Source organism: Aequorivita capsosiphonis DSM 23843 (genome assembly GCF_000429125.1).
In the GTDB taxonomy this organism is placed as follows: Bacteria; Bacteroidota; Bacteroidia; order Flavobacteriales; family Flavobacteriaceae; genus Aequorivita; species Aequorivita capsosiphonis.
Genome location: NZ_KE386850.1, coordinates 260,552 through 281,372, shown reverse-complemented (window position 1 = coordinate 281,372; position 20,821 = coordinate 260,552). Strand labels below are relative to the sequence as shown.

22 protein-coding genes are annotated in these 20,821 nt (G+C 37.5%); 11 read left to right on the top strand and 11 right to left on the bottom strand.

Going from position 1 to position 20,821, the window contains the following annotated elements; all coding sequences use genetic code 11:
- Nucleotides 1–526: 526 nt before the first annotated feature.
- Entirely contained in the window at nt 527–835 is a 309-nt protein-coding gene (locus tag G440_RS0118655) for a hypothetical protein (protein ID WP_026452683.1), read from the bottom strand.
- Nucleotides 836–1,279: 444 nt separating this feature from the next.
- Between G440_RS0118655 and G440_RS21290 the strand changes: the two genes are divergently transcribed.
- The gene (locus tag G440_RS21290) at nt 1,280–1,420 is read left to right on the top strand and encodes a hypothetical protein (RefSeq protein ID WP_157418073.1); all 141 of its coding nucleotides are present in this window, start codon (nt 1,280–1,282) and stop codon (nt 1,418–1,420) included.
- 33 nt (nt 1,421–1,453) lie between these two features.
- On the top strand, nt 1,454–1,660 hold the full coding sequence (locus G440_RS0118645; protein ID WP_026452682.1) for a hypothetical protein: 207 nt from the start codon (nt 1,454–1,456) through the stop codon (nt 1,658–1,660).
- Between the two features lie 197 nt (nt 1,661–1,857).
- Here G440_RS0118645 and G440_RS0118640 read toward each other — a convergent pair whose 3' ends face one another.
- From G440_RS0118640 to G440_RS21625, 3 genes are all read right to left on the bottom strand, one after another.
- Nucleotides 1,858–2,313, bottom strand: coding sequence for a flavodoxin (locus G440_RS0118640; protein WP_026452681.1), 456 nt, complete (start codon nt 2,311–2,313; stop codon nt 1,858–1,860).
- A gap of 584 nt (nt 2,314–2,897) precedes the next feature.
- Nucleotides 2,898–3,620, bottom strand: a complete 723-nt coding sequence (locus G440_RS0118635; protein WP_157418071.1) for a hypothetical protein — start codon at nt 3,618–3,620, stop codon at nt 2,898–2,900.
- Nucleotides 3,598–3,726, bottom strand: a complete 129-nt coding sequence (locus tag G440_RS21625) for a hypothetical protein (protein WP_281170780.1) — start codon at nt 3,724–3,726, stop codon at nt 3,598–3,600. The genes G440_RS0118635 and G440_RS21625 overlap by 23 nt, the downstream gene beginning before the upstream one ends.
- Nucleotides 3,727–3,968: 242 nt before the next feature.
- On the opposite strand from G440_RS21625, the gene G440_RS21285 reads away from it, so the two are divergent.
- Genes G440_RS21285 through G440_RS0118620 form a run of 3 tightly spaced genes read left to right on the top strand, consistent with a single transcriptional unit; the run spans nt 3,969 to nt 6,472 of the window.
- Nucleotides 3,969–4,112 (top strand): hypothetical protein, encoded by a 144-nt coding sequence (locus tag G440_RS21285; protein ID WP_157418069.1) that lies wholly within the window; start codon nt 3,969–3,971, stop codon nt 4,110–4,112.
- A 42-nt stretch (nt 4,113–4,154) separates the two neighbouring features.
- Entirely contained in the window at nt 4,155–5,804 is a 1,650-nt protein-coding gene (locus tag G440_RS20850; protein WP_157418067.1) for a tetratricopeptide repeat-containing sensor histidine kinase, read from the top strand.
- Nucleotides 5,805–5,806: 2 nt separating this feature from the next.
- Entirely contained in the window at nt 5,807–6,472 is a 666-nt protein-coding gene (locus G440_RS0118620; protein WP_026452679.1) for a response regulator, read from the top strand.
- 253 nt (nt 6,473–6,725) lie between these two features.
- Here G440_RS0118620 and G440_RS0118615 read toward each other — a convergent pair whose 3' ends face one another.
- From G440_RS0118615 to G440_RS0118595, 5 genes are all read right to left on the bottom strand, one after another.
- Nucleotides 6,726–7,301, bottom strand: a complete 576-nt coding sequence (locus G440_RS0118615) for a DUF4256 domain-containing protein (protein WP_051285467.1) — start codon at nt 7,299–7,301, stop codon at nt 6,726–6,728.
- A gap of 345 nt (nt 7,302–7,646) precedes the next feature.
- On the bottom strand, nt 7,647–8,261 hold the full coding sequence (locus G440_RS0118610; protein WP_034259969.1) for a CHAP domain-containing protein: 615 nt from the start codon (nt 8,259–8,261) through the stop codon (nt 7,647–7,649).
- Nucleotides 8,258–8,455: a hypothetical protein gene (locus tag G440_RS0118605; protein ID WP_026452676.1), complete on the bottom strand. Its 198-nt coding sequence runs from the start codon at nt 8,453–8,455 to the stop codon at nt 8,258–8,260. The genes G440_RS0118610 and G440_RS0118605 overlap by 4 nt, the downstream gene beginning before the upstream one ends.
- A 1-nt stretch (nt 8,456) precedes the next feature.
- Nucleotides 8,457–8,759, bottom strand: a complete 303-nt coding sequence (locus G440_RS0118600; protein WP_026452675.1) for a DUF6804 family protein — start codon at nt 8,757–8,759, stop codon at nt 8,457–8,459.
- Complete coding sequence (locus G440_RS0118595) at nt 8,752–9,735, bottom strand: endonuclease/exonuclease/phosphatase family protein (protein WP_051285466.1); 984 nt, start codon at nt 9,733–9,735, stop codon at nt 8,752–8,754. The genes G440_RS0118600 and G440_RS0118595 overlap by 8 nt, the downstream gene beginning before the upstream one ends.
- Before the next feature lie 478 nt (nt 9,736–10,213).
- Between G440_RS0118595 and G440_RS0118590 the strand changes: the two genes are divergently transcribed.
- The 4 genes from G440_RS0118590 (at nt 10,214) to G440_RS0118570 (ending at nt 15,681) form a co-directional block, all read left to right on the top strand.
- Nucleotides 10,214–11,704 (top strand): ankyrin repeat domain-containing protein, encoded by a 1,491-nt coding sequence (locus tag G440_RS0118590; RefSeq protein ID WP_026452673.1) that lies wholly within the window; start codon nt 10,214–10,216, stop codon nt 11,702–11,704.
- Between the two features lies 1 nt (nt 11,705).
- Complete coding sequence (locus tag G440_RS0118585; protein ID WP_026452672.1) at nt 11,706–12,191, top strand: DUF2271 domain-containing protein; 486 nt, start codon at nt 11,706–11,708, stop codon at nt 12,189–12,191.
- Between the two features lie 186 nt (nt 12,192–12,377).
- Nucleotides 12,378–14,594 (top strand): PepSY domain-containing protein, encoded by a 2,217-nt coding sequence (locus G440_RS0118580; protein ID WP_026452671.1) that lies wholly within the window; start codon nt 12,378–12,380, stop codon nt 14,592–14,594.
- 583 nt (nt 14,595–15,177) lie between these two features.
- The gene (locus G440_RS0118570; RefSeq protein WP_026452669.1) at nt 15,178–15,681 is read left to right on the top strand and encodes a GreA/GreB family elongation factor; all 504 of its coding nucleotides are present in this window, start codon (nt 15,178–15,180) and stop codon (nt 15,679–15,681) included.
- A 70-nt stretch (nt 15,682–15,751) separates the two neighbouring features.
- Here G440_RS0118570 and G440_RS0118565 read toward each other — a convergent pair whose 3' ends face one another.
- A complete protein-coding gene (locus tag G440_RS0118565; RefSeq protein WP_026452668.1) occupies nt 15,752–16,189 on the bottom strand; it encodes a nucleoside deaminase in 438 nt (145 codons plus the stop codon).
- A 104-nt stretch (nt 16,190–16,293) separates the two neighbouring features.
- Nucleotides 16,294–17,130, bottom strand: coding sequence for a cyclase family protein (locus tag G440_RS0118560; protein WP_026452667.1), 837 nt, complete (start codon nt 17,128–17,130; stop codon nt 16,294–16,296).
- A 423-nt stretch (nt 17,131–17,553) separates the two neighbouring features.
- Between G440_RS0118560 and G440_RS0118555 the strand changes: the two genes are divergently transcribed.
- Nucleotides 17,554–18,396 carry an alpha/beta hydrolase gene (locus tag G440_RS0118555; protein WP_026452666.1) on the top strand — a complete coding sequence of 281 codons (843 nt, stop codon included), beginning with the start codon at nt 17,554–17,556 and terminating at the stop codon, nt 18,394–18,396.
- A gap of 58 nt (nt 18,397–18,454) precedes the next feature.
- Nucleotides 18,455–20,623: a S46 family peptidase gene (locus G440_RS0118550; protein WP_026452665.1), complete on the top strand. Its 2,169-nt coding sequence runs from the start codon at nt 18,455–18,457 to the stop codon at nt 20,621–20,623.
- The last annotated feature ends 198 nt before the right edge of the window (nt 20,624–20,821 follow it).

The following is a 20,821-nucleotide window of genomic DNA, read 5'->3' as shown; positions in this document are numbered from 1 at the left end:
CATTCCATTTAAGAAATGAAAAAGAGTTCCCCTCCCTTTTTCAGAGAAGGGTGTCCGCCGAGACAAAAGTTTAATTTTATATAAAGAAATATCTTCACGGTGGGTGGTGTGGGTTCTATCGGCCTGAATATTAAATAGAAGCACAGGCTTGTGCTCCCTTCGGTCTGCCAAATGGACATTTAAACGTTTAAATAATAATCTAGGCGGCAGCCGCTCCGACGCTAAAAAGCTATAGAGAGCAAAGCACTTTCCCCTTAAAAAACAATTTAGCATTTAAATTAATTATTAGGAGAAGGAACGTGCATTGAAATCGAAAACAAGCCTTTGATACATTATGCCTATGGTAGAACATTCTGGGATCGAATATTTTTTGTTTTAATAAAAACATTGCATCCACATCAGGTATTTACATATATATATTGCTTGTCCTCAAAAGGAAACCAAACTGGCATAATTTAAATAATAAAGCCTCCACATCGTGAAGGCTTTAAAATAGCTGTAAATGATTTATAATAACCAGAAGCTCCTATTCTTCTTCCTGTCTTTCTACTCTTCTAGTTGGATCTTGGTTGCGATCATTTTCAGCTTGATTTCCTCCACCTACTCCAGGATTTTGAGCGTTTTGCTGTTGCTGTTTTTGTGCTTCTTCCCATTCTCGGTTTTGTTGCTGCTTACGAGGATCTGATTCTTTTTGTCCTGGCTTTGTATCCCACTGCTTCTGCTGGTTGGTTTGAGAAGTAGGATTTTGTTTGGTCTGGGAAGTTGGTTGATTTGAACGTCCTTGACTGTTTTCCTGACGTCCTGAGTTTTCCTGATTTCTTTCGTTTGAGTTCATAACAATTATTTTTTAAGTTAATTTTTCTTTCCATAAATTTAGATCGCTATTGGAATTAAATATTCCCAAATAACAATTTCTTAATACTTAATTTTCAAAAGCTTAACTAAAAAAATTGATTGTGTTAGGTTTGAAAGGTTTTGAGTTAGTTGTTGAATAGAAATTAAATTTGAGATATGAGGTGAGATGCAGGAGAAGGGGAAGATGAAGATGAAATTGAAATCGAAATCGAAGTCGATAGCGAAATTTAAGATGTTCACTTGAATTCAGCTAACAAGAAAACACAATCTCAAACCTTAGTCACCTGTCCAAGTATCAGCATATTTTTAACTTTTGAAATAAAAGAAGTGTTAAACAATGTTAGCAAGTATGAAAATAGCATTAAATTTCAATAGCTTGATACGGAATTGCTAAAACAGCATATTAACTTAAAAATAAAATTCTATGAAAACGCCAAACTACAGTGATAAAGAAGGAAAACATCCCATTCCTCATGCAAAAGGAATCGCTAAGGACGATAACTTGAATCCAAAGTCCCAAACCGATGGAAAAGGTGTAAAAAAAGGACAGACAGAGGAAGAGTAATTAAATTGATTAACACCTAAAAAGCCTTAATTTATGGACAAAAAAACACCAATGCTCGATCCCAAAAAGAAAAATGAACAGAATATAGAGGACCAGGATTATCCTGGCGAGCCAAATTCTAAACCAGACACTATAAAAAAGCCTGAAAAAGAAGATCCGGACAAAATTCCAGAATCTAACGATCCCGCAGGTTATAGTGAACCAGATAACATTAAGAAGTCACCTTATAAAAAGAAATAAGCCTTTTATATAGGTAGGCATTGAAAAATCATTCTAAATTAAAACTTTCAGATTGCGAATTATATTTCGCATTCTTGAAAGTTTTTTTTTGACAGGTGAATTAGCATGTGAGATCGAAGTTCAAGGTGTTCGAGTGAATTTGAAGTTGCGACAACGGATTCAAATTTGTATCGAGAACCCTCATCATTCGTCGCTCGTCATTTGTTTTTAGAATAAGCGTTTACTAGGTTTTTGGCAAATTGCTTTATTTTTTGCTTATCCGCTTCGTCTGGATCAAGATTTATTTTTAAATTCTCTGTGCCACGAATAGCGTTCGTTTTTTCAAATTGTTTATCAAAATCGTTCACGGATGGGCAGAATTTCTCATAAATTAAATCCCCCGATCCCAAAACTCCAAAAACCTTTCCTTTTAAATTCACTTCTTCTAGTTCATAAAAGAAATCTTCGGCTTCTTCTGGCAGAGAGCCATCAGAGCCGTAGGTATAAGTTGCCATTACACAGATATCGTTTTCTATAAACTCTTTAGGATAAACTTCTGTACATTCTTCCACCAATACCTCAACTTTCAAATCACGAAGCTCTTCGGCCAAAAGTTCAGCTATCCCTTTGGTGGTTCCCGTTAAACTTGCATAAACAATTAATGCCTTTGCCATTTTCCTTGTTTTAGATCCTACTTCTTTAGTTGATGTAAACAAAATTAGTCAAAAGATGCCAATGCTCTTCGATACAATGCGCCTAAGGGGCAAAACCATCAGGAAACGAAGTAAATTTCCAAATAGAAAAGACATCATTCTATTTTAAAAAACCAAAACCAGTTCCCCTCCCTTTTTCAGGGAGGGGTGCCCGCCGAGACAAATGTTTAATTTTTCAAAAAAGATTAGTATTCCGGCGGGTGGGGTGGGTTCTTTCGGCTTGAATATTAAAAGAAGTAATGGCTTATGCCTCACCCCTTCCGTCCGCCGAATGGGCATTTGAAAGTTTGAATTACAATAGTTCCGGCCGCCGCTCCGACGCTAAAAAGCTATAGAAAGCAAAGCACCTTCCCCTTAAAAAATAATTTAGCGTCTAAATTATAAATAATTATTAGGGAAAGGAACACGTTGAAATCGAAACTGAAATCAAAATCGAAATCAAAGGTGTTCGAGTGAATTTGAAGTAGCGACAGCGGATTCAAATTTGTGCCGAGAACCCCTTTCGTCGTTCGTCGCTCGTAACTCGTCCCTCAAAAACTCACCACTCATCTCTCACAAACATACTTATCAATAATATACCTTGTTACCGGCTTCAATGTTTTCCCTGTGATAGGATGCAGACCGTAGCTTGAAAAGAAATCGAGGCTACCGTTTTTGTTCTTACTATACCATACCCGAACACTGCCATCTGCATTAAAAAACTGGGTTTCGCATTGGGGGTTTAGTCGTGTGAAATTTGCTATTCGATCTTCTTTATAGGCTTTAAGCTCTCCTTTGCTCAACTTGTCGGCATCAAAGGAAGCTTCTATGTAATTAGTGCCATCCCACTTCATCCATCGTTGTTGTTTGGACACCATTAGAAACAGGATTACCATCGCGGAAACTATTGCTATTGCTAGTGATACTTTATGATGCTTTACAAAATCCGTTATTCTGAGATTGTAGGTAATAGTGTCATCAGACCCATTTTGAATGAGATCCTTTTTATCCCCTTTAATCCTTATCACAAAATCGGTATAATCACTATAGCCCAAGAAAGAAGATAGACCGTTTAAAACTGCAGGCTGCTTTATCTCCACTTGAGTAGCTGCCAATGCCTCATTATAATAATCTCTTAACCTTCTCTCTCCAAATTGAAAATCCTGATTTTCTTCAATATAATAGGACAAAACAGTTGCCAAACGGGATTTAGAGGGGTTTATATTCCCTCGTTCTTCTTCCTGTTTTAAAGCCTTTTCAAAGCTTTCAGTTATTAATCTGTTGTGCACCTGTGTCTGTTTTTCCAAAGCTTAAAACTACATAATTCACTTGGAAATTCTTCGGAAGTTCTTTTCCAAAGTCTTTCCATTTGATTTCCAAGACCTTACTAAACATCTTCCTTTATTTGCTTCATCATTGAAAATCTAGAAACTAAAAGATTTTAATACCAGCAAGGAGGCATTGCGTAATGCCAGTAGATGAAGTGGGGAAATAAATCTTCCGCATTACTCAAACTCTCCTTCTTCCCTATTTACAAAGCAGCGCTAATTCGCTGTTTTTCAGCTATTCATTTCCGAAGAATCTACTGGATTTTTTGGAAGGGCCAACCTATTCTTTCACCTAAATATTTATATACAATGAAAAAAAAAATAACATTATTCTGTGCGCTATTATTTATAATGGCAATAAGCTCTTGTACCCCTGAAGCGACCGCCGACCAAGAACAACCGCAAAACTGTTGCGGTGATGATGGCAATCTTCCACCGCCACCATTTGGATAAGGAAATTAACATTTCCTTAAAATTTGTTCCTATTTTTGAGGAATGGAAAAACCCCTATTTTCATTCCTCTTTTTTTGGTTTATGTTCTTCATATGTACTTTTAAAGTGACGGCGCAACAGGAAGTGGACAGCGTGAATTATTATTACAAAATCCTGTTAAATCCGCAGAGCAGTTCAGATATTCCCCAAGCCATTAATTATTACACTCTTTTAAAGGAAAAGAATCTGAAGGCCAATAATACGTATGAGGCTATCAAAAACTTACGAATGATCGCCATTGGGGAGTTTGAAATCGGGAATATTTTTGACAGTGAAAGCGCAACTGTGGAAGCTTTGGAACAAGTGGATGCGGCAGTTTATTCTGATACATTAATTGAGGCACGGAAAGGACTTTACAATCAGTTGGGAAGGTGTTATCGATCGATCCATAAATATAATGAAGCCTTAAAAGCCTATGGAAATGCGCTGCAATTCTCTAAAAATCAAAATGACAGTCTGGTTGTTTTAAACAATAGAGGCAACATTTATAAAGATATGAAGCGCTTTAAATTTGCTTTAGAGCAGTTTGACATAGCATTGACAAAAAATGATGTTGAAAAGAATTCCAAAGCCTATGCCAGATTACTAGACAATAAAGGTGTAGTGCAAGCCAAACTTGGCAGTCCCGAAGCATTGAGAAATATGCAAAAGGCACTAACAATTAGAGAGCGTGAAAAAGATTTAATGGGAATGTATTCCAGTTATCGGAATTTGGCGCTCTATTATTTTGATAATAAAGACACTACGCAGGCTTTAAAATTTTCAGAACAAGCCTATCAAGTAGCCAACACGCTAAACGGCATCTATTTTATAGAAGATGCTCTTTCGCTTTCTGCAATAATGAACGAGGATCCCAAAATGGTTCGCTATGAAAAAATAACGGATAGTATTGCCATCGAGAAGCAATTGGCACAAAATAAAAACGCTTTTATAAAGTACAATGTAGCGAAGGAGCGCAAAAATACGGAGGCTGCTCAATTGGAAAACGAGAAACAGAAAACCTGGAATATATTTATTGTAGCCGTGGCATTAGTGAGTTTGGTGTTGGCTATAATTTTTTATTTTGCAATTCGATACAAACACAGGCAGGAAAAAATTACACAAGTTTATACTACTGAAAAGCGCATTTCAAAAAAAGTACATGACGAAGTTGCGAACGATGTTTATAGACTTATGGCAAAACTTCAAAGCAAGCCCGCGGAAAATGATGAGATTTTGGACGATTTGGAATCTATATACAATAAGAGCCGGGATATTTCCAAAGAAAATAGCAGCATTGATGTAGAAAATTTTCAAGAAGTAGTATCAGATCTGTTGTTGGGGTATGAAAACAAGGATGTTTCTGTAGTTAGACGAGATGCCAACAATATCGATTGGAAAACAGTTTCTGATATTAAAAAGACCAATCTCTTTAGGGTATTACAGGAATTGATGACCAATATGGCTAAACACAGTGAAGCCTCTACTGTTGTGCTAAACTTTGAGCAAAAAGGAAAGAAAATTTCGGTTAAATATGCCGATAATGGCAAGGGTTGTAAAATAAAAAGCAAAAATGGGCTTCAAAATGCGGAATCCCGCATAAAAGCAATTAACGGAACTATTACTTTTGAGTCTGAACCAAACAAAGGGTTTAAAGCAACTATAATTATTTGATCATGTTTAAAAAAGTTCTTATTTCAGACGATCTTGATTGTATCAACCAAGGCGTTTTAGCCGTATTACATTCCTTAGGGATTGAAAACATTACAGAAGTTGTCTATTGCGATGATGCTTTCCTAAAAGTGGAAAGAGCGATTTTAGACAAAGCCCCGTTCGATTTGTTGATCACAGACCTCTCCTACGCCCCAGATCATAGGGAACAAACCTTTACCTCTGGAGATGAACTTATAGCGGCATTAAAAAGCAAATATCCCGAACTTCCCATTATAGCCTATTCCGTAGAAGACCGATTGCAACGGGTGCGAAGTCTTGTTCAGGACCATAAACTAAATGCCTACGTCTGTAAAGGTAGAAAGGGACTTGAGCAACTGAACACTGCAATAACCGAAGTATTTAATGATGAAAACTATCTCTCGCCCCAGGTTGAAAATGCACTCTCCAAAAAAACTACACCTTTGATAGCGGACTATGATATTTCCTTAATGGAGCAGCTTGCAAAGGGTTCCTCCCAAAAAGAAATAAGCGATTATTTTAGAGATCAAAACATTCAACCCAATAGTTTGAGTTCTATTGAAAAGCGAGTTGGAAAACTTTGCGTTCACTTTAAAGCCAAAAATGCCATCCATCTTGTGGCCATGGTAAAAGATTTAGGATTAATTTAGATTTTATACAACTACAGATCAGTGATTTAACTTTAAAAACTAAAAATAAATACTCCCTTTACGGAATCCCGCAAAGAGAAGTGAAACAAGTGTCTTTTCTTTGTAGTGGGAATAGACAATTTATAATTCTGGGGAGAATTGTTTTGAATGTTTCCCATAGCCGTCTTATCGTTGGGGTAAGGCGGCTTTTTTTATTTTTAAAGGAGCAGAAACTAAATTCGTTTAATTCTTATTAAGAAGTTCCATCGTATTATTAAACTTTCAGTGAACACCGAAATCCTCTTCCTCCATAATAAGATTCGGCACCATTGTGATAGATGAAGACCCGTCCAAAACGCAAATCGCCAAAAATGGCACCTCCTAGTTTCCGAATTGCGGGAGGCGTAAAAAGCCAGCTGGATGTTTTTTTATCGAATTCGCCTAATTCATGTAAGCGATGGTATTGTTCTTCAGTCAAAAGCTCGGCTCCCATTTCTTCAGCCATTCCTACAGCGCTATGAGCAGGTTTAAATTTCTTTCTAGAATCTAGAGCTTCTTGGTCATAACAAACGCCTCTCCGCTCCTTCGGACTTTCGGCAGCGCAGTCAAAGAAAACATATTCTCCTGTTTCCTTATCAAAATCGACTACATCCGGCTCCCCTCCTGTTTCCTCCATTTCATTTAACGACCAAAGATTTTCTGAATTGGATTCAAGTCGGTTTTGTACCGCATCCCACTGCATCTCTTTATGCCTGTTCATATTCTTTTCAAAACGGGATTTTAAAATATTAAAAAGTTCGTCGATGCGTTCTTGGGGGAGGTTGTTGATAGTATTGGTTTTGGCTTTCATGATTCTTAGATAATTTAAAATCAGGCATGGCTGGAGAAGACTTAAGACCCTCCTACGGTGGGCAAGCCGCTTCACTTTAGGACGTAAGACGTAAGACTAGATCGTTACACATTTGTTTTTTTCTTCTTTATAAAAAGATTACGTTAGTATATTTAAAATTAATCATTTTTGAGATATAATACTCAATCTATCATGATTCCTTCGCCCTCCAAAGCTTGAGCATAGGAAGGTTTACTCTCAATAACTTTACCGTAGGATGAGACCACCAGAGTCGAAATCTTCTCGATTATAAGAGTCATCTTTATCTACTTCCAATCCGTCTCGAATTAATCACAGAACTCCAATTTATTCCTTCCGCAGCCACCCCAAAATTTTGTCTTGTTCAATTTTCCATCTTCCAGCCACTTCAATCAGTTTATAGGTTTCGCGTGATGGTCCTGAGGCTCCGGGATTCTGTTGAATGATTTCAATCTTTTTATCACTCACCTTTGAAACAATGGCTACGTGTCCATATTTATTGAAAGTGGTGCCGTCATAAACCAAGAGATCCTTTACTTTAGGCATTGAACTACTGGGATTGGTGTACTGAACAAGATTCCTACTCTTTACCCTTTTTCCATCTGCCACACCTTGTACAAAAAAGTCTTTTGCGTGCCCGTAGCTGTCAGGCATTTTATGATCGAGATGCTCGTAATAATAGCGCTTTACAAATTCTACGCACTGGTATTTAAGTCCGAGGTTATAGCCATCAGCCGTGGTATTTCTTCCTAAGACATTTCCCACAGAATTATTGTAATACACATAAACCCCATTTAGGCTATCCACCTTATCACCTACTTCCATAGATTTCATCTTCCACTTTCTACAGATATGCTCGCAGGAAGTGAGCAAAGAAATTCCAAAAAAGAGTAGTAAGGAGAAGGTCAATATTCGTTTTATTCTAAATACTTTAATAATCATCCATCAGCATTTGCAAGTGATTTTCTTTGTCTTAAATATAGCTTTTTATACTTCCTATATCCAAAAATAAAAAAGAGCGTAATGGCCGGATGTATTAAAACGAAGAGGATTACATTAAATTCCTCATAGGTAATGCCTAGCATGGCAGCTCCTTTTTTCATTAATTCTACGCAGATCCAAAAAACCGTATCCATATTATTTTGTTTTGGGTAATGATTTATTTTTAAAGATGCTTAACAGAAGGCCAATGCCCACAACCACATCCACAACATTCCAAAGATCACGCCCGAGGGCGATTTTAAAAAATGGTTGGAACAATAATGCGAGCGCGATATATATGAATGTAGCCGTAGTATTATTTTGCTGATTGGCTTGATATGCCAAGAAAGCAAACCCCACCAAAGCTAAAAACCTAACTAACTCATAAAATCCGTAGGGCATTTTCCAGAGACAGAGAAAAAACAGCGCTGCCAACCCGATTTTTATAGCTTTAGAAATCATTATCGTCACTTATTTTAAATTCGAGATAAACGGGTAAATGATCTGAAATCTCCCTAGCCCGTGCTAGGTTTTCACAAGTACCAATAAAATCCAGGCTTCCTCCTTGCACCATCTCAATTCCAGGAGTGAAATAAACATTATCGATAGGATGGCTAAGATAATCGCCTTTCTTGCATTTTGTTTTTAAAGTGGTTCGCTGATTCTGCAAGGCACTTTTAAAACCTCTTCTATAAAATGGCTTCCATACCTCATGCGTTTCGCTAAGATTGAAATCGCCTGCAATAAGAATTCTATTTGAATCCAACCTTTGTGGGTATTCTATAAAATGAATAATCTCCTCCTCTGGCCTATCATTGTACTTTCGCGAATGATAATTCACCACATAAAATGGCTCCGAACTTCCCTTTTTCTTAAAAGCAGCCACAAAAGGCTCCCGATAACAAAAATCTTCCAATACCTTATCTAAATACGCTCGATGCATCAAACTCACTTTTGAAGTCTTCCATAAAAAAGCATAACGCTCACTGATATATACCGAAGGACTTTTGGTAGGATCGCTAAGCTGATAATCCCATTTAGCACCCATTCGGTTGAGCTCGTCTGCTATTTTTGCCACCGCCTGCGCTCCTGCGGGATCTTTTGCCACCACTTCCTGAATGGCCACAATATCAAAATCGCGCAGAATATTGGCGATCTCGTAAATATCTTCTGAAGTTTTTGTTCTTCCTAGGTGGCGGATGTTCCAGGAGGCTAGGCTGAGGTCTTGGCTTTTTGAAGGTTTTAAAGATTTTGGAAATTCAGCTTTTGCAACTTTATCTAATGAAGAAGTTTTTTCAGAAAGAAAAGTTGATACTTCAATTTCATTAGCTGGGTTCAGGTTTGAGTTACAGCTGAGAAAACCTAGGAAAACCAGCAGGACTGAAATTGCAAATTTTGATAAATTTTTGAAAGGGCTTATAAATTTTGAAATCATTAGGAATGGATACTTTGTTATAAATCATAATCCGGACTAAAAACCTATTCTACAGGAACTAGGTTAATTTTAAAGTAAATAATGATTGTACAAAGAAAGCAAAAGTAAAATATCCTCAGATATAAATTTTGTAGAATACCGTAGTGGGCTGATTTAATTAGATAATATTTCTTAAAACGGATCTTTCATCCAAACCATCTCAATATTCTGTAATTTAAAAACAAGACTATTAAAAATATCTATTTCGCTTAAATTCAAAACCTTTGTTCTACCAGTTTAATCTGCAAGAAAGATATGCATAGTTTCTTTATTAATGAATTATAAAAATTTCTGCTATTTTTATTTGTTCTAAATAACAATAAAACCTAATTTTGCCGCCAATCTGAAGGCGTCGGAATCTATAAGAGGCTTATTTTAATTTCCTTTAAGGAAGAACGTTCAGATTAGTAATAAGAATATTTATATAAATCAATAAACAATGAAACACCTAATCAAAATATTTGTTTTCCTTATCTGCTTCACTGCTTTTGCTCAAGAAGAAAACATATTCCACGACAGATCTTTTTGGCAGGATAACCCCACTAAAGAGGTCGTAAAACAGAAAATTGTTGAAGGCAACGACCCAGTAGCTTTTAACAACAACGGTTTTGACGCCACTACAAACGCCATTCTCGCGAAAGCCGATGATGCTGTTATAAAATATCTTTTATCTCTTAAAGGGAATTCCGTTGATAAACGCACCCACGATAGCCGTATTTATTTACACTGGGCTGCCCTTAGGGGGAAAACAGAAATAATGAAATATCTACTGGAAAAAGGAGCATCCGTTACTGCTTTGGATAGTCGAGGTAATTCTCCCATAACTTATGCTGCTAATTCTGGACAGACGGATTCCGCCGTTTATGATGTTTTTATTGCCAACGGATTAAAGCTTTCAGAAGAAACAAATCAAGAGGATGCCAATGTCCTTTTACTTGTCGCTCCATTTTTGGAAGACGAAAAGCAATTAGACTACTTTACTAGCAAGGGAATTGACTTAAAAAGTATCGATAAAGACGGAAATGGCATCTTCAATTATGCGGCTCGAAAAGGAAATGTCCGCTTCCTAGAGCAACTTGTAAAAAAAGGTGTCGATTATAAAATTTTAAACAAAGATGGTGGAAATGCCTTTATGTTTGCAGCGCAAGGCACGCGTGGTTTTAGCAATTCGCTACCCGTTTATGAGTACTTAAAAAGTATTGGCTTAGAGCCAAATATCGTTACAAAAGATGGCAGCACGCCTTTACACCGACTAGCTTACAGCAATACCGATCCAGCTATTTTTAATCTTTTTCTTAAAGCCGGAGCGAACGTCAATCAAAAGGATGCTGATGGCAACACTCCCTTTTTAAACGCCGCTTCCAAAAATGATTTGGAAATAGTGAAATTGCTTTCTAAAAATGTAAAAGACATGGACGCCACCAATAACAACGGACAAACCGCTCTAATGCTTGCGTATGGAGGTAATAGTCCGGAAGTAGTAGAATTTCTTTTGAAAAATGATGCCAATCTCTCATTAAAAGATGCCGATGGCAATAGCATAGGGTACTATTTGCTTGAATCTTTCAACGCAAAAAAGCCTGAAGATTTTGAAACAAAATTGAAAATTATTCAGAAAAATGATATTCAATTAAACACGGTACAAGCTGAAGGCAATAGCCTTTATCATCTTGCGGCAAAAGCAAATGATCTAGACCTGTTAAAACGTCTAGCTGGTTTTGATATGGACGTAAATGCAACCAATGATGAAGGAATGACGGCTCTTCACCAAGCAGCTATGAAAGCAAAGGATACCGAAACAATGAAATATCTAATCAGTCTTGGCGCCGATAAAACTGCCAAAACAGACTTTGAAGAAACACCTTATGACCTTGCAAGCGAAAATGAGCTTTTGCAAAAGAATAACGTCCAATTAAACTTTTTGAAATAAAATGAAACATCTTATAAAAATAATTCCGGCATTATTAATCGTTGGGTTTCTGATAACCGGATTTTCCAAAGCGGAAACCAAGCCCGTTAAATGTTTGATACAAATGACAAACTATACCGGCGAAGGTGCTTATGTAATTGTTTCATTATTGAACCCAGAAAGCGAATATGAAGAAACGCTCTACGTACAAGGCAAAGATCCCGAATGGTATAGCGAGATTACGGAGTGGTGGAAATTCTACGGAAAAACTAAATCAAACATTGATGCCATTTCTGGGGAAACAATAAGTGGCGGCGAACGTACCGTAGCCATTTTACAAATTCCAGCCGATAAAATTGATACAGGCTATAGTCTGCGCTTCGAAACTTCGGTAGAAGACAAAGATTATTTTAAGGATGATCTTCAATTCCCATTAACCACTGAAAATCTAAAAAGCAAAAAAGAAGGTAAAGGCTTTATTCGGTACGTACGAATGCTGTCAAAGTGAGTCGGTAGACTTTAGTTGGTAGATAATAAAGAAGGCGTAAGATTTTTCACCAAAGGATTTTTTAGACCTACGTCATACGTCCTTTGGTCATACGTCAATCCCCATAGCTATCTGGACTGACCTCTCACATCTCACGTCTCACGTCTCACGTCTCAAGTCTCAAATCTAATATCTCAAACCTAACATATGACCATTTCCATCTGGCGATACAGTCATTTAGTGCTGGCCGCTGTTTCATCTTTATTTTTATTAATGGCTTCCATAACCGGAGGTATTTTGGCGGTGGAACCAATTTCACATCAAGCTGAAGGCTATGCCGTACAGGATTTGGATAAAGTTTCGTTGGCAACTGCGATTGATGGACTAAAAGATAATTATGACGAAGTCTTTTCCTTGGAAGTGGAATCCTCTGGTTTTGTAAAAGCCTCCGTGCTTACCGAAGATTTTGAAACATTAGATATTTATATCGATCCAAAAACTGGGGAACAATTGGGAGAAGTGGGAAAGAGACCTGCTATTTATAGTTTCGCCACAAACCTACATCGCTCCCTTTTCTTAAAAAGCATCGGTAGATTTTTCGTCGGTCTAGTTTCATTACTATTGTTTCTGATTGCGGTTACAGGAATGTTTTTATTGGCCAAGAGACAAGGCGGGATAAAAAAGCTGTTTTCCAAAGTACAGAAAGAGTATTTCGAAATGCGCTACCACGTTATATTAAGCCGCTGGTTGTTTATTCCCATTGTGATTATAGCACTTACAGGCGTTTATCTTTCTCTTGAAAAATTTGAACTTTTACCGGATTCTAAAGTTGAATATCGCAATAATATCACTTTAGAAGAAACCAAGACTTATGAGAACATTAGCGAAATCCCATTCTTTCAAGAAACAGCACTTACTGAAGTACGAAAAGTAGATTTCCCCTTTTCCGATGATCCCGAAGAGTTATTTCATATTGCTTTAAAGAATAAAGAAATCAAGGTAAACCAAGCAACTGGAGTCATTGAAAGCAGCGCCTCCTACCCTCTTGTAAAACTTGCTTCCCAACTCAGTTTGGTGTTACATACCGGTGAAGGCAGCGTGTTATGGTCCATTGTATTGCTAATAGCAAGCGCATCGCTTATTTTCTTTATGTATTCCGGCTTTGTAATGTTTTTTAAAAGACGTAAAAAGGTTGGGGTTAAATCTTCTATCCCAGATAAAGACGAAAGTGAATTTATCCTTTTAGTAGGTTCTGAAACTGGCGCTACCTATGAATTTGCCTCCCGACTTTTCAATGCCCTCACCAATGCTGGAAAGAAAGTCTATCTCTCTGAACTTAACAAATACTCAACTTACGCTCAAGCAAAACATATTGTTGTTTTAACCTCAACTTACGGCGAAGGTGAAGCTCCTACAAACGCCTGGAATTTTATTGATGACTTCCCAGAAGTTCAACAACCTAATACATTTCAATATGCAGTAGTTGGTTTTGGTTCTTTGGAGTATCCAGATTACTGCCAGTTTGCAGTAGATGTAGATTCGCTTTTAGCAAAGCAAAAAGAGTTTGATCGTCTTTTACCACTTTACAGAATTAACGATGAAAACTTTACCGATTTTGAAAAGTGGACAAAGAAATGGGGCGAGGCCATCGAATTACCTTTAATCATTGAACGGCCACACAAAAAGCGAAAAAAACTAAAACAGATTGCTTTTGAAGTAGTGGAACGCACGGAAATAAACCAAGACGACACTTTTTTGCTTCGGCTAAAACCCAAACGACGGACTAAGTTTACCTCAGGCGATTTGCTTTCTATTTTCCCAAATGAAACTGGTAATGCGCGTCAATATTCCATTGCTAAAATCGGAAAGGAAATTTTGCTAAGTGTAAAGAAACACGAATTCGGGAAAGTCTCCCCATACCTTTCAACCTTAAACAAAGGAGATATTTTAACTGCTGCAATAGAACCCAACCCGCATTTTCACTTTCCAAAAAAGACTTCTTCCGCAATTTTAATAGCTAACGGAACAGGCATCGCCCCATTTTTAGGGATGATGGATAAAAACAAAAATACGCCCATTAATCTAATTTGGGGAAGCCGCACCCAGCAATCTTCACATCTCTACGATGGGTATTTTGAAAATAATATTTCCAAGTCCAAAAAGAACGGAAACCCAGATCCGCTACTAAAAATCCATAGATGTTTTTCCCGAGAAGAAAATAGACTATACGTACAGGATTTAGTAAGACAGCATCAAGATGCCATAATTCAAAGTCTCGAAGAAAACGGCACTTTGATGATCTGCGGCTCCCTTTCTATGCAACACGACGTTCTGGATATTTTGGAAAAAGTACTTAGGGAAAAATCAGGCATTAGCTTAGATATGCTGTTACATAAGCAGCAATTGCGGTTGGATTGTTATTGATCTGGACGGGGTTGAAAGCACGACTGTTGGAACCAAGACGATAAAGACGTAGGACTGCCTGCAATGTCGGATTTAGAATCAGGATTAGATTATTTTTGGCTAAAGCCAAGAGACGTTTCCATTATTTAACCCCGAGCTAAAGCACGGGGCTATTTATAATTACCACGGCGATTTAGCCCGTGGGGAAAAAGACCATATCCAATTCGGCTTTAGCCAAAATCTTCCACAATACTTTTCCCCGAGATAAAGCACTGGCTATTTTGAATTACCAAGGTGCTTTAGCCCATGGAAAAAAAGATAATATCAAATCCGGCTTTAGCCAAAATCTTCCACAATACTTTTCCCCGAGATAAAGCACGAGCTATTTATAATTACCACGGTGCTTTAGCCCGTGGGGAAAAGACCATATCAAATTCGGCTTTAGCCACACTTTTCCGAAAAACTCGTTCCTCCCAAAGAAAAACAAGTTCAACTAAGATGAAAGGGAATCTATAAATAGTCTAAACTGACCTCTGAATCGGGACAAGGGAACACACCGTTGAATTGCATAAATATTCATAACTTACCGATTAATAGATATACAATGAGTAGAGGTTTTGTAAAAGAAGAAGATCAGGAGGAAACTCCTATAATTCCGCCACGCGCAGCATTGCCGGAAGGAACAACCAATTATGTTACCCCAAATGGAATGAAGCAGCTTTTATCAGAGCGGGAACAAATAGAAAGCGAACGGGCAAATCTAGAAACTACCCACGAACAACAACGACGAATAGAGTTGGCTGTTATCAACGGCAAATTAGATCTGCTGAATGAACGCATAGCTTCTGCTAGAGTTTTAGACCCTGCAAGCCAACCAAAGGATGTAGTTCGTTTTGGAGCTACAGTTACCTATAAAATAACAACTGCGAAGTCACCACTTACTTTTCAAATTGTAGGAGTTGACGAAGCGGATATCGCCAAAATGAAAATTGCTTTTGTTGCACCCATTGCCGTGGCACTTACTGGCCATAAAGTAGATGACGAGGTTTCTTTTAACTTAGGTGGAGAAAAAAGAATAATTGAGGTAGTGGCAATTCGCTATGAGTAATTATTTCTTCTTTAGAAATAGAACATTTGTATCGTTTGATAGAGGAATTCCTTTTTTGCTTCAAAGCAAATTAAACCCCAATATCCTCATTCCACAATTTAGGTTTTTCTGCAATAAAGGTGTCCATGAGTTCTTTACATCTTTTATCATCAAGGACAATGATCTCAACACCGTTTTCCTTCAATAAATTTTCATGACCCATAAAGGTTTTATTTTCACCTATAATAACCTTAGGGATGCCGTATAGTAAGATGGTACCCGAGCACATGGGGCACGGCGACAAGGTTGTGTAGAGAACACATTCCTTATAAACGGAAGCAGGTTGTCTGCCAGCATTTTCCAAGGCATCCATTTCGCCGTGGAGTATCACACTGTCTTTTTGCACCCTTCTATTATGGCCGCGACCAATAATTTTACCATTATGCACCAAAACAGAACCAATGGGAATTCCCCCTTCTTCCATGCCATTCTCTGCTTCCTTTACGGCTTCTAAAAAAAATGTATCCATGATGTTAAGTTGTATTAAATGTTATTTGAATAATGCTTTATTTAATTTGAAAAAATCCTACATCTTACGTCCTTTAGTCTTACGTCCCTAAAAATAGAATCCTGTCATTTATCGCTATTTGGAACGATAGCAATAATGCGCAAAGGTCCTCCACTTCCACCTTTTATCTTCATTGGCAATGCAATTACCTGAAATCCTTTAACGGGTAGTTTGTCTAGATTGGCAACATTTTCAAATGCTGGAATATTCCCCGAAAGTAAAATAACGTGACTCTGAAAGTGAGTTGATTGTCCATAATCTATACTGGCTGTATCCAACCCAATGCTACTTATATTTCTATTTTTAACCAACCATGTAGCCGCTTCTGGCGATAAACCTGGAAAATGTAACTTTTGCACAGCTGCATCACCACGCTCATCGGTGCCCAAATATTCTTTTTTGTCTGGATACAATTTCGAAAAGCCTGTTTCCAATAAAACAATAGCATTATCTGGAATAGTACCGTTTCCTGCTTCCCAATTAGTGAAATCTTCTATTGAAATTTGATAATCACGGTTCGCCTGCGCTTTTTCTGAAACGTCTATTTTAATCCCTTTTCCAATTAATTGTGTTAACGGAATTTCATCTACGGATTCACCATTTGCAACAAAATGGATTGGCGCATCTATATGGGTCCCTCCGTGTTCAGCAGTTTCAAAATTATTGGCTGAATAAAAATATCCTTTCTCGGTTTCGCCAAAAGCAACGGTGTCTAGTTTAAATTCCTTCGCTGTAACCCAATAAATACTTTCCTTTGAAAAAGTATGGGTAAGGTCTATAATATCTCCATCAAGAAGTTTGGTTTCGCTGGAGGACGTTTGAACTTGCAAGGTTTTTTCTACCTTAGTATTACATCCCGTGAATAGTAAACATACGGCAGATAAAGTTAGCAATATTTTCATGTGCTTCGGTTTATGGTTCTTTTCAAAGTTAAAAGGAATACTGGAAGATAAGCTAAAATAATAGCATTAAAATACTTGATAATTCGAATTTATTGATAAATACGAAAAAAAATAATCATTTAAAGCATTTATCGCTAATGAAAACGTTACGATTTTTCCAAACATTCTTGAATCTCGAGGGAGGTAGATAAATTAAAAAGCAGCGTTTTCAGATTAAAAATTACATAATGTCCCTTTAAACTTCGCCCAATGCTATTTAACATTTATTAATGGTATTTTCTCGATTATAAAAACTTGTCCGCCACAAATGGCAATATGTTGTTAGGCATTAAATATGTGTAATATTGAAGATCCAATCATTGTTTAACATTCCCTTCTTATCATAAAATCCCTCAAAACAGTATCTTCCTCACAAAAAAACAAATGCGATTAACCATCAGTCTTATTATTGCTTTTATGGGAATTCTTTTTACGGGTTGTGCCGCTAAAAAATATAAGGATCTCTCCTATATTGAAAAAAACAATCCGAAAATTGCAGTAACTCCCAAACTCAATGTTTTCACGCCAAGGAAAAATTCTGAAGAAAAACTACCCGTTTTAATCTTTATGTATGGCGGCAATTGGAACAGTGGAAGCAAGGATACTTATGGTTTCTTCGGAAGAAATTTTGCCAAAAAAGGTGTCATTACGGTTATTCCTGACTACACTTTAAGTCCCGAAGCTAATTATGATGATATGGCGCAACAAACTGCCCAAGCAATTAAATGGACTAAAGCGCACATTGAAGAATTTAATGGAGATCCAAAGCAAATCTATTTAACAGGACATTCTGCTGGCGGACATCTAGTGGCATTGGTAGTTATGAATCCAAAATATGGAATCGATCCTGCGAATATATCCGGTATCATTCTTAATGACGCCGGCGGACTAGATATGTACAACTACCTTCAAAAAGATCCACCAACAACTGAAGACAATTATCTCACAACCTGGACGGACGATCCCGAAACTTGGAAAGCTGCCTCGCCTATTTATTTTATAAACGACAAAACCCCACCAATAATGCTATATATGGGTTCTAAATCCTATACTTCCATAAAGTCCAGCAACCGCAGATTTATAAATGCGTTAAAGGATTTTCAACCGAATATGGAGCCTATTGTACTTCCTAAAAAACACATTTCCATGATTATTCAATATTTTTTCCCGTGTAGCAAGCCTTTTGATGAGATAAAAAGCTTTATCAATACCCATAACGCAAAGTAATATTCTTGAAATTCCCCCTATATTGTTATCTTGCACGCTATCATTATAAAAATTTACTATGAAATTACTACGCCTACTTTTTATCTTTCTATCAGTTCCTTTATTTGCTCAGCAAGGCGGGATGTGGATTCCATCTTTGTTGGAAGGAATGAACGAAACCGAAATGAAAAACCTCGGTATGAAAATGTCCGCCAAGGATATCTATGATGTAAACAACGCAAGTTTAAAAGATGCTATTCCACATTTTAACGGGGGCTGTACTTCCGAAGTAATCAGCGATCAAGGTCTTTTACTTACCAACCATCACTGTGGTTATTCACAGATACAGAGCCATTCTACCTTAGAAAATGATTATTTGGCCGATGGATTTTGGGCCATGAGTAAGAAAGAAGAACTCCCGAATCCCGGTGTGACTGCTACTTTTATTGTTCGTATTGAAGATGTTACCACCAAAATTATGGCGGGCATTACTGATGCAATGAGCGAAGCCGATAAAAAGGCAAAAATAGAAACCAATATCGCTGCCGTTTCACAATCTTCCGTGAAAGAAGCTTGGCAGGAAAACCGCGTTCGTACTTTTTACGAAGGAAACCAATATATGCTTTTTGTAGTTGAAACGTATAAGGATATTCGTTTAGTGGGTGCGCCGCCTTCCTCAATAGGAAAGTTTGGAAGTGATTCCGATAACTGGATTTGGCCTAGACATACGGGCGACTTTTCACTTTTCAGAATCTATGCTGATAAAAATAATCGTCCTGCTGAATATTCTGAAGACAACGTGCCATACACACCAAAACACTTTTTACCAATTTCCTTGGACGGCGTAGCTGAAAATGATTTCACCTTAGTATTTGGTTTTCCAGGAACTACAGATGAATATCTACCAGCCGTTGCCATCGAGCAAGTAATCAACACGCTAAACCCTGCTCGAATTGCTATTCGCGATAAAGCTTTGGCGGTTCAGGATAAATATATGCGTGCCGATCCGCAGATTAAAATTCAGTATGCTTCCAAGTTTGCAAGTATCGCCAACTACTGGAAAAAGTGGAGAGGAGAAACGCTCGGCCTTAAAAAATCGAATGCTGTAGGGATTAAAAAGCAACAAGAAAGTGCTCTTACCGCACAAATCAACAAAAAAGGAAAGCAACAAGAATACGGGCAACTTCTTCCTCAGTTTGAAACCTATTATACGCAAAGAGAACCTTATGCTTTAGCGAGAGAATACTTCCTTGAAACTGCTTTGCGAAATGTTGAATTACTTCGTACTGCTTATCAAGCATATCAATTGGTTCAAGTTTACGAAAATCGTGGAGAGCAATCTTTTGAAGATAGAAGAGATAATATGGTGGATAGAATGTCAAGCCAATATAAAAACTACAGTAAAAAAGTAGATGAAGAGGTTTTTGATGCCTTGATCGCCTTTTATGCTGAAAAAGTACCTGCCCAATTTCTACCCGATTCCTTTAAAGACATGAATGTAGAAGCGCTCACTAAAAACGTTTATGGCAATTCTGCTTTTGTAAGTTATAATTCCTTTAAAACCTTAATGGATGGTGATGCCGAAACCGTAATAACAAATTTGAAGAACGATCCTGGCTATCAAGTGGTGAAAGATATGGCCGACGCCTATTTTGAAAAGGTCGCTCCAAAATATGAAGAATTGCAATTAAACATCTCTGGCTTGGAACGCGATTATATGAAAGCTTTGTTGGAATTAAGTCCAAAAGACGCGCGTATTTTTCCGAATGCCAACAGCACGCTTCGTGTTACCTACGGAAAAGTTGCTGGCTATTCACCTGCCGATGCTGTTTATTATGAACCTGTAACCCACCTTGAAGGTGTAATTCAGAAATACGTGCCAGGCGATTATGAATTTGATGTCCCACAGAAACTAATCGATCTTTATAACGCTAAAGATTATGGCGAATATGCCGAAGATGGAAGAATGCCCGTTAACTTTATAGGTACCAACCATACCACAGGAGGAAATAGCGGAAGCCCAGCTATTGACGCTTACGGAAACTTAGTAGGTTTAAATTTTGACCGCGTTTGGGAAGGTACAATGAGCGATTATTACTATGATCCTGCTCTATCGCGCAACATTATGGTAGATGCTCGTTATGTACTGTTTATTATAGATAAATATGCAGGAGCAAAGAACTTGATTGAAGAAATGAAGTTGGTTCATCCTAAAAAAGGGAATAAAAAATCTAAGAAGAAAAAATAGTGGTGTAGGTTGCCACGAACCTGCCTGCCGTAGGTTGGTGCACGAATGTTATTTAAAAAAAAGCCCTCAACTTTCGTTGGGGGCTTTTGCATTATGACTACACAGTTACACAAATACATTCGTGAATTCGTGGTTATATTAATCACTATATTTCTACTTCAAGTCTCGACCTTGAGTTTTGGCGGGTTTGCCACTAAT